This is a genomic window from Lysinibacillus sp. UBA5994, assembly GCF_002429725.1.
In the GTDB taxonomy this organism is placed as follows: domain Bacteria; phylum Bacillota; class Bacilli; order Bacillales_A; family Planococcaceae; genus Lysinibacillus; species Lysinibacillus capsici.
In genome coordinates this window covers 1-8,795 of sequence record NZ_DJAU01000024.1, presented here as the reverse complement: position 1 = coordinate 8,795, position 8,795 = coordinate 1, and the positions used below count along the sequence as shown (strand labels likewise).

Here is an 8,795-nt window from a genome sequence, read left to right as displayed (position 1 = left end):
AGCTGATAGGGGTTTTAAAGTGTGGTGGCATTTAACACGTCCACATACTTTAACCGCTTCATTTGTTCCTGTATTCCTAGGAACAGCAATTGCCTTAGCAATTGAAAAAGAAACAATTGATTTTGGACTATTTTTTGCTATGCTCATTGCAAGTATGCTTATACAAGCAGCAACGAATATGTTCAATGAATATTATGATTACAAATTAGGATTAGATAACGAGCATTCCGTCGGGATTGGCGGAACGATTGTCCGTCATGGTGTACAGCCAAAAACAATTATGATGATTGCATTAAGCTTTTATGCTATTGCCATGCTTCTTGGCATTTACATATGTGCCTCAACATCTTGGTGGTTAGCTGTTGTCGGACTTGTTTGTATGCTTATTGGCTTTTTATATACAGGTGGACCATACCCAATCGCCTATTCGCCATTTGGTGAAATTGTTTCTGGCGCAGTAATGGGGATGGGCATTGTATTAATTGCCTTCTATATTCAAGCGCTTACAGTAACACTAGATGCTGTCTTGCTCTCTGTACCAAGCATGATTTTAGTCGGTGCCATTATGCTATCGAACAATATACGTGATATTGTTGGCGATACAGAAGGCGGACGAAAAACCTTAGCTATTTTGGTAGGACGTGATAATGCAATTTCCGTGTTATCAGGCTTTTTTATCGTCTCTTATTTATGGGTGATTGCTCTTGTAGCAGTTGATGGTATTACTTTTTGGGCATTAATCATCTTCCTAAGTATTCCAAAACCATTACGTGCCATTCAAATTTTCCGAGACAAAAAAGAAGCCAAAGAGGTAATGCCTGCGATGAAATATACAGCGCAAACAAATACATTCTTCGGCTTCCTATTAGGAATCGGTTTATTAATTCATTATTTCTTTTATTAAGATGCGGCAGCCTTAACGGGTTGCTGCTTTTTTTACATAGCGTCGGAAATTTTGGCTTGCAATACCATACACTTCTTCATCTGAAAAGCGTGTACGTAATGCCTCTAGTAAATTTTGTGCCTCTCCTGCATGGGCTAAGCCACTGACAGTCCTATCAATCCCATCAAAATCGGAGCCTAATCCAATATGCTCCACACCTACCAGTTTAGCTAAATGCTCCACATGCCCCACTAAATGGTCTAGTGTTGCACCTTTGCCTATAAAGAGTGGGAAATAAACTACATGGATATGTCCTCCCGCCTCAACAAGTGCCTTTGCCTGGGCATCAGTTAAGTTACGCGGGTGATCACATAGTGCACGTGCATTACTATGGCTTGCAATAATATGCTTTGCAAGCGGCAAGACATCCCAAAAGCTTTGCTCATTTAGATGGGACACATCAATAATAATATCGCGTTCATTTAATAATTGTATAACTTCTTTACCAAATGGCTTTAAACCAAGAGTTGCATCCTGTTCAGCACCATGGGCCACAGCATTTTCTTCATTCCATGTTAAACCTACCAACTTCACCCCTGCATCCAGTACAGCTGTCAGTTTTGTTAAATCTTCACCAATGGCACTACAGCCCTCTAAGCTTAAAATGGCTCCTATTTCGTGGGGAGCTAATTGATCTAACTGTGCCCAATCTGTAATATGCACCATGCCCTCTGTTTGTAATACGTGAGTATGGAATGCTTCGATTTGGCGCATGACCTCAAGAAATTGTAAACTTTGTGGGATTTTTGGGTCAATAAAGATAGCGAACACTTGCGCCTCTACTTGCCCTAATTGCAATCTTTTTTGATTAGCATGTATTCGTACATCCTCAGCAAAATTGGCCGTTTCAAGAGTAGTTAACTTTAAAAGCGCATCACAATGTAAATCAATAATCTTCATATCCTCACCTCTACAGTTATTATACTGCTTCTGCGAGGAAAAACTTACTAAATTTTATCCTGTGGTGTATCAGAAGAGCCGAATTCCTCCAGCTCAATAAAATCATCTGATTTTGGTGTCGAAGAAAGAACATCTTCTTCCACTGGTCGTAAATTGTCTTCTTTCTTTTCTGCATGTTCCACACATGTCAGAGCTTGCGGCATTGCCTTTAAGCGACCAATCGGAATTTCTTTACCACAGACTGTACAATTGCCATATGTACCGTCTGCCATTGCTTGAAGAGCTTCTTTTATTTCTTCAGCATTATCACCACGATGCTCATCAATAGCCATTTCTGTAAGCTGATCCGTTAAATCACTTGCATTATCAGCTGGATGATTATCATAATTCGATAATTCTGTCGCTTGAGGTCGCTCTGATTCTTCTATTCGTTGTTCTATTTCTTGTAATTCTTGCTCTAGTTGTCTTTTTAATTGTTGCATTACCTGTTGATCCACAATAATCTCCTCCTCATGCTTTCATTTTTTCCTGTTTTACGATTTCTAAAACATGTCAGCATAAGGAAGACCTATTTACTTACTTGTATAAGCTATAATGGCGTCATGCAAAAATTGCGCTGCTCCTGTTTCACCACGCTCATCATAATAAGCTGTAAAGCGTTCATCAGCAATATACATTTGTGCCAGCCCTGCATGTGCCTCTTTGGAATACTCTTTCCACGTAAAGTTGAGCCAGCGTTTATGCAACTCTGCAACTTCCATCGCAATGTCACTTGTTGTATCTCCAAGTTTCATTGCCTCTGCTAAACGTTCAAACATTTGCTGTTCTAGCTGTTGCATCGCTTGATATTGTTGCTCCGTCATGTTCATAAGCTTAGCATTGGATGCATCCACTGTTTCATTCCCATATTTCTCACGGATTTCTTTGCCGTACTGCTTTTCGTTATTCTCAATTAACTTTTCTTTAAAGCCTTTAAATTTTTCTTCATTAGACATTGGTTGTTCCTCCTCAATGGATTGTATTGTTTTTTCTACTGTCTGTAAGATCGTTTCCAACTGCTCTTTGCGTTGAAGCAAAGCAGCTCTATGTGTTTTGAGCGCCTCAGCATGCTGAAAATTTGGTGCTTGAATAATAGCCTGAATTGTCGCTAATTTCATATCCAAAGCACGGTAAAATAAAATCTGCTGCAACATATCGACCTCCCATTGGCCATAAAATCGATAACCTGCCTCATTGGTTCTTGCTGGTTTCAGCAATCCAATTTCATCATAATAACGCAATGTTCTTGTACTAACGCCCGATAGTTGAGCAAGCTCCTGAATGGTATATTCCATCTCATCACCTCCACTAATGCTACTGTAAGCTTTGACGCAACGTTAAGGTCAAGAGTTAAAATAAAAAAATTTAATTAAACTTAATTATACTTTCAAATCCTTTTACAAAAGGAAAATAGCAAACTAGTAAATCACTAGTTTGCTATTGATTCGCATATTTCCCATGCCATACTATTTCTCGATAACTCTCTTTATCTGTATCACCCTCTGTATTAATAAACAGCACCCTTGCTTGTTCATTTAGGTGCAAGGCATGTTTTAATTCCTTATATTGTTCATTAGTCATTATTTCATAAAAGCAACCAAATGGCGCCGCTCCTGATTCACCAGCTATAATGCGAGTGTCTGTAGCTAAAGGATTTCCTAGAACGCGCATACCTGTTGCTGCTATTTCTTCCTCACAGGAGATACTTATTTTTGTGTAGGCTTTTAAGATTTGCCAAGCCTGTGGATTCGGTTCACCACAAGCAAGACCTGCCATTATAGTTTGCATCTCCCCACCAACAGTGACAAATTGATCTGTATTTTTCTTAAAGCTTTCATAATAGCAATTAGCGACATGTGGCTCAACCAAGACAAATGTAATATCCTGCTCATAGTATTGCTGTAAAAATGCTACTACTGCTCCGGCAAAGGACCCCACACCAGCTTGCAAAAATACATGTGTTGGGGCTTGCTGTATCTGTTCAACAATCTCCTGTACAAGGGTTGTGTACCCCTGCATAATCCATAATGGAATTTCATCATAGCCTTGCCACATTGTATCCTGAATCAAAACCCAACCATTTTCTAGTGCAAGCTGTGAGGTATAACGAACAGTATCGTCATAATTCATTGTCGTAATTTCAGCAAAAGCCCCTTCACTTTTAATATGCAGTAACCGCTCAGCGGCGCTACCAGCTGGCATATATATTCTTGCTTGAAAACCCAGTTCTCTTGCAGCCCATGCCACACCACGACCATGATTTCCATCAGTCGTTGAAATAAATGTTAAATTGCCTACTTGCGCTCTTACTTCTGGAGTTTTTAACTGTTCAAACGATAGCTCCTCTATATTCCTTCCAAGCTTATTGGCAACATATTGCGCAATTGCATAAATACCTCCTAAAACTTTAAAGGCATTTAAACCAAATCGATAAGATTCATCTTTAATCATAATTTTTTCTACATCTATATATGAAGATAGTGCCTCAAGATGATGGAGTGGTGTCTTCTCAAATTGCTCATATGTACGCTGAAATTGACCAACTTTCCTCACTTGATCTAGTGAAAAATATGGAAGTATTGCTGTTGCTTGTTTTATATGATCTTGCTCTAAATAATGCTGATTATAAACCCACCTTAATTTTTCCTTCATCGCCATCCCCCTCAATTTATGGTCAATATCTACATCATAGTCTATCTAACTTTAAAGTACCAGGAGAGTATATATTAGGAAGTAAAAAAACTATACATTTATCGAACATCGATAAATGTATAGTTTATAAGAAAATTATTTAACAAAGATTTCTTTCACTTGATCTAGCATAATATTCGCAGCTAAAATGCCTCCAGCCGTATTCCAAATGACATCATCCACCTTATGTGCATTGCCTTTTTGGACTGCTGTTAAGTTTTTCCAAAGCGGGTCTTGTGTCCACTCTTGTTCAGTTGCTAGTGCTGAATCATCGCCTGTTGGCATGTACGTGAAGTAGAAAATAACATCCCCATCCATTTGAGGGATCGCTTCTTTCCCTACTTCAATCGCTAAGTTTCCTAGTTTAGCATTATCTTTAAATAAATCTGCTTGCGCTGCAACACGTTTAAATCCTAAAGCATCAAAAATCACACCTGAGAATGAATCTGTGTAATAGATACGAGATTTATCGGCCATAAAGCGTACAAATGAAACTTCTTGGTTGGTTTGTTCTCCAAGTTCTTCTTTCAGAGCTTGTAACTTATCTTCGTAAGCTTTTAGAACTTCTTCACCTTTTGTTTCTTGATTTACTGCTTTAGCGTATAATTTAAAATTCTCTTTCCAGTCACCACGTAATGTATCAGAAAACACAGTAGGAGCAATTTTGCTAAGTTTAGCATAATCTTTTTCTTGTCGTAATTTATTGCCAATGATTAAATCTGGCTTTAAAGAAGCAATTTTTTCGATATTTATTTCATGTTCAATACCGACAACCTCTACACCTTCCATTTGATCCTTGATGTGATCATACCATGGATCGCCTGTCCAAGATTGAACAGCACCTACTGGTTTAATACCTAGAGCTAATAATGCTTCTGTTCCTTCATTAGTTAAAACAACGATACGTTTTGGTGTGTCTTTTACTTCAGTTGTCCCCATTGCATGGTCAATACTGTAAGCATTGCTTTCTTTTGTACTTTCTTCTTTGGCATTATCTTTAGAAGTACCGCATGCTGCCAGAACAAAAATAGCAACCACAGCTAGTAAAACTAATAGTTTTTGAAAAGCTTTTTGCACCTTTTCTTCCTCCATTGTATATGATAAAATATTTAAGCATATTTGACGAGAATGAAAATCACTTTCATCTGTCTAAGAACGATATTAATCGTATTGTATGTAACTATCAAAGTCAATAACTAATTTATTAATTTTCCAAGAAAAGAGTACACGTTAAATATGATATTAAAAAATAATTATTCTAAAATGATTGCTTTACTAGTAGGAGTCATACTATTACTTCTTTCTATGGGGATCAGTATTGTGTATGGTTATGCAAATACTTCTATTCAAACTACGTATGAATCTTTTAGACAATTTAACAATTCAAATGAGCATCTTATTATTCAAAATGTTCGAATTCCAAGAGCTCTTATAGCCAGTTGCGTTGGTGCTTCATTAGCTATTACAGGCGTGCTTATGCAGACCTTAACGAAAAATCCATTAGCCTCTCCTGGAATTTTGGGCATTAATGCAGGAGCAGGCTTTGCTGTTGTCTTTGCCATGATTTTTTTCCACATTTCAAGCTTGCAATCTTTTGCGTGGATTGCATTTCTTGGTGCAGCAATCGCTGCTTTATCCGTTTATGGAATTAGTTTCTCAGGTAGAGATGCTGTTACTCCAGTGAAAATAACTTTAGCTGGTGCTGCCATCAGTGCCCTATTTGCATCATTTACGCAAGGTTTACTCGCTACAAATGAAGCAGAGCTTGATCAAGTTTTGTTTTGGTTAGCAGGTTCTGTACAAGGTAGAAAACTTGAAATTCTACTATCTGTTCTACCGTATCTAGTAATTGGGTGGATTGCTGCCCTCATCATTTCCCCCAAAATGAATATTCTCGCTCTTGGAGATGATGTAGCAAGAGGTCTTGGTTTACGTTTAGGACTTATGAAGATATTGGTCGGTCTTATTGTTATTTTTTTAGCAGGGGGAGCAGTTGCAATTGCTGGCCCCATTGGTTTTATAGGGATTGTCGTTCCCCATTTTGCGCGCAAGTTTGTCGGCACTGATCATCGATGGCTTATTCCTATGGCTGCTTTACTTGGGGGGATACTTTTATTGCTGGCTGATGTTGCGGCTCGTTATATTATCATGCCACAAGAAGTTCCAGTAGGAGTCATGACTGCTATGATTGGCACACCATTCTTTATTTACCTTGCGCGAAAAGGTGGAAAAAAATAATGAAACATGTAAAAACAATTCGTTTACTTCAACAAAAAATTTCATTTTTAATAGATGTACAAGCTATAAAAAAATTAACAGTGATTTGCATACTAACTCTTGCCGTGTTCTTTCTTAGTGCATCATTTGGTGATTCATTCATCAATCCATTTAAAGTTTTACAAGCTTTTTTTGGTTACGGCTCAGATTTTGATCAACTGATTATTATTGATTTTCGAATGCCTCGAATTTTCATGGCCTTGTTTGCTGGAATGGCGTTAGCCGTCGCAGGTGCAGTTTTACAAGGAATCATTAAAAATCCACTTGCCTCACCTGATATAATCGGCATATCTGCTGGTGGTGGGGCAGCGGTTGTTGGTTTCTTAGCCATTTTCAGTGATTCTAATCACTCTTTAACAGTTAGTATAGAGTGGTTGCCATTAGCAGGATTCATAGGTGCTACTATCGTCGGATGTATAGTCTACCTATTTGCTTGGAAAGATGGTGTCACACCAAATCGTCTTGTCTTAATCGGTATTAGCGTGTCGGCATTCATGCAAGCAATTACTACAATGTTAATGATTATCGGCCCAATTTATCAAGCAAGTGAAGCGAATAAATGGATTACGGGTAGTGTCAAAAGTTCGGATTGGGATCAAGTACAAATCGTTGTTCCATTGATTATTGTACTTCTACTTATCACCTTTTTTATTACTCGGCAGTTAAATGTTCAAGAATTAGGTGATGATACAGCATCAAGCCTAGGGCAGCCTGTTCAAAAAACACGCCTTTACTTAATTCTATTATGCTCCAGTTTAGTAGCGAGTGCCATAGCATTTGCTGGTGCTATTGGGTTTGTAGGATTAATGGCTCCTCATATTGCACGACGCATTGTTGGTTCATCGTTCGGTGTACTTATTCCGGCATCCGCAGCAATTGGTGCATTGCTTGTAATGGTTGCAGATATTATAGGTCGTACAGCATTTAGCCCATTAGAAGTACCCGCAGGCGTCTTTACTGCTGCTATCGGTGCTCCTTACTTTATCTATTTATTATTTAGAAACCCTAAAAAATAAAGGAGTCTATACTACATGACTGAATCTTTATTAACCAAATCTCTAACATTAAGTTATGGTGATTTCAATATTATCGAAGATCTCAATTTATCTATTCCTTTGAATGAAATTACTGTATTAATCGGAGCGAATGGCTGTGGTAAATCCACACTCTTACGCTCCATTGCTCGATTATTAAAACCTAAAAAAGGCTCCGTTTTATTAGACGGTGAGGATATTTTTAAATTATCTACAAAACAAGTGGCTAAAAACCTCTCTATTCTTCCTCAATCTCCTGTTGCACCAGAAGGCTTAACTGTCCTACAACTTGTGAAACAAGGTCGCTATCCTTACCAAAGTTGGCGACAACAGTGGACTGAAAAGGATGAAGAAATCGTTTTAAGCGCTTTAAAAGCTACAGGTACAGAGCATTTACAAGATAGACCAGTAGATGAGCTATCAGGAGGACAACGTCAACGTGCTTGGATAGCTATGACGCTTGCTCAAGATACAGATATCATTCTTTTAGACGAGCCTACGACATACTTAGATTTAACTCATCAAATAGACGTTTTAGATTTACTATTCGAATTGAACCAACAGCAAAAGCGAACTATTATTATGGTACTACATGATATTAATCTTGCTTGTCGCTATGCCGATCATATTATTACAGTGCGTGACCGTGGTGTCTATCGTCAAGGGAAACCAGAAGAAATTATGACCACTGATTTAGTTAATCATGTGTTTGACCTTGATTGCCAAATGACGACAGATCCAATCTTTGGTACACCTCTTTGCATCCCATATGGAAAAGGGCGAAAAATTTAATCGCTAATTTGAAAAACAACAAGCCTACACAGTTTAATCCTTCTGTGTAGGCTTTCATTTATTATAGCTTTGTTATAAATCTAAATATCAAGTAAATTAAAAAGTGCAGTAGATGTAAA

Annotated in this window: 9 protein-coding genes; 4 read left to right on the top strand and 5 right to left on the bottom strand. The window is 38.0% G+C overall.

Annotated features, from left to right (window positions below; genetic code table 11):
* A partial coding sequence (locus B3D98_RS07025) for a 1,4-dihydroxy-2-naphthoate polyprenyltransferase (RefSeq protein ID WP_288582030.1) occupies positions 1–904 on the top strand: 904 nt, incomplete at its 5' end.
* Between the two features lie 12 nt (positions 905–916).
* Here the strand turns inward: B3D98_RS07025 and B3D98_RS07020 are convergent.
* The 5 genes from B3D98_RS07020 to B3D98_RS07000 form a co-directional block, all read right to left on the bottom strand.
* The gene (locus B3D98_RS07020) at positions 917–1,843 is read right to left on the bottom strand and encodes a dipeptidase (protein ID WP_288582028.1); all 927 of its coding nucleotides are present in this window, start codon (positions 1,841–1,843) and stop codon (positions 917–919) included.
* A 47-nt stretch (positions 1,844–1,890) separates the two neighbouring features.
* Complete coding sequence (locus B3D98_RS07015; protein ID WP_066038115.1) at positions 1,891–2,340, bottom strand: TraR/DksA C4-type zinc finger protein; 450 nt, start codon at positions 2,338–2,340, stop codon at positions 1,891–1,893.
* A 75-nt stretch (positions 2,341–2,415) separates the two neighbouring features.
* Positions 2,416–3,177: a MerR family transcriptional regulator gene (locus tag B3D98_RS07010; RefSeq protein WP_048391040.1), complete on the bottom strand. Its 762-nt coding sequence runs from the start codon at positions 3,175–3,177 to the stop codon at positions 2,416–2,418.
* A 142-nt stretch (positions 3,178–3,319) separates the two neighbouring features.
* On the bottom strand, positions 3,320–4,534 hold the full coding sequence (locus B3D98_RS07005; RefSeq protein WP_281216025.1) for a diaminopropionate ammonia-lyase: 1,215 nt from the start codon (positions 4,532–4,534) through the stop codon (positions 3,320–3,322).
* 135 nt (positions 4,535–4,669) lie between these two features.
* Positions 4,670–5,665, bottom strand: a complete 996-nt coding sequence (locus B3D98_RS07000) for an ABC transporter substrate-binding protein (RefSeq protein ID WP_281216024.1) — start codon at positions 5,663–5,665, stop codon at positions 4,670–4,672.
* Between the two features lie 144 nt (positions 5,666–5,809).
* Between B3D98_RS07000 and B3D98_RS06995 the strand changes: the two genes are divergently transcribed.
* Genes B3D98_RS06995 through B3D98_RS06985 form a run of 3 tightly spaced genes read left to right on the top strand, consistent with a single transcriptional unit; the run spans position 5,810 to position 8,676 of the window.
* Positions 5,810–6,811 carry a FecCD family ABC transporter permease gene (locus B3D98_RS06995; protein ID WP_048391034.1) on the top strand — a complete coding sequence of 334 codons (1,002 nt, stop codon included), beginning with the start codon at positions 5,810–5,812 and terminating at the stop codon, positions 6,809–6,811.
* Positions 6,811–7,866 (top strand): FecCD family ABC transporter permease, encoded by a 1,056-nt coding sequence (locus B3D98_RS06990; protein WP_048391031.1) that lies wholly within the window; start codon positions 6,811–6,813, stop codon positions 7,864–7,866. Before B3D98_RS06995 ends, B3D98_RS06990 begins: the two co-directional genes overlap by 1 nt.
* A 15-nt stretch (positions 7,867–7,881) precedes the next feature.
* Entirely contained in the window at positions 7,882–8,676 is a 795-nt protein-coding gene (locus tag B3D98_RS06985) for an ABC transporter ATP-binding protein (RefSeq protein ID WP_054549894.1), read from the top strand.
* Positions 8,677–8,795 lie beyond the last annotated feature (119 nt).

Bases quoted from the DNA above. Each gene is read 5' to 3' on its own strand.
- B3D98_RS06990 (WP_048391031.1), top strand. From the start codon at position 6,811: ATGAAACATGTAAAAACAATTCGTTTACTTCAACAAAAAATTTCATTT.
- B3D98_RS07000 (WP_281216024.1), bottom strand. From the start codon at position 5,665: ATGGAGGAAGAAAAGGTGCAAAAAGCTTTTCAAAAACTATTAGTTTTA.
- B3D98_RS06985 (WP_054549894.1), top strand. From the start codon at position 7,882: ATGACTGAATCTTTATTAACCAAATCTCTAACATTAAGTTATGGTGAT.
- B3D98_RS07005 (WP_281216025.1), bottom strand. From the start codon at position 4,534: ATGAAGGAAAAATTAAGGTGGGTTTATAATCAGCATTATTTAGAGCAA.
- B3D98_RS07020 (WP_288582028.1), bottom strand. From the start codon at position 1,843: ATGAAGATTATTGATTTACATTGTGATGCGCTTTTAAAGTTAACTACT.
- B3D98_RS07010 (WP_048391040.1), bottom strand. From the start codon at position 3,177: ATGGAATATACCATTCAGGAGCTTGCTCAACTATCGGGCGTTAGTACA.
- B3D98_RS06995 (WP_048391034.1), top strand. From the start codon at position 5,810: ATGATATTAAAAAATAATTATTCTAAAATGATTGCTTTACTAGTAGGA.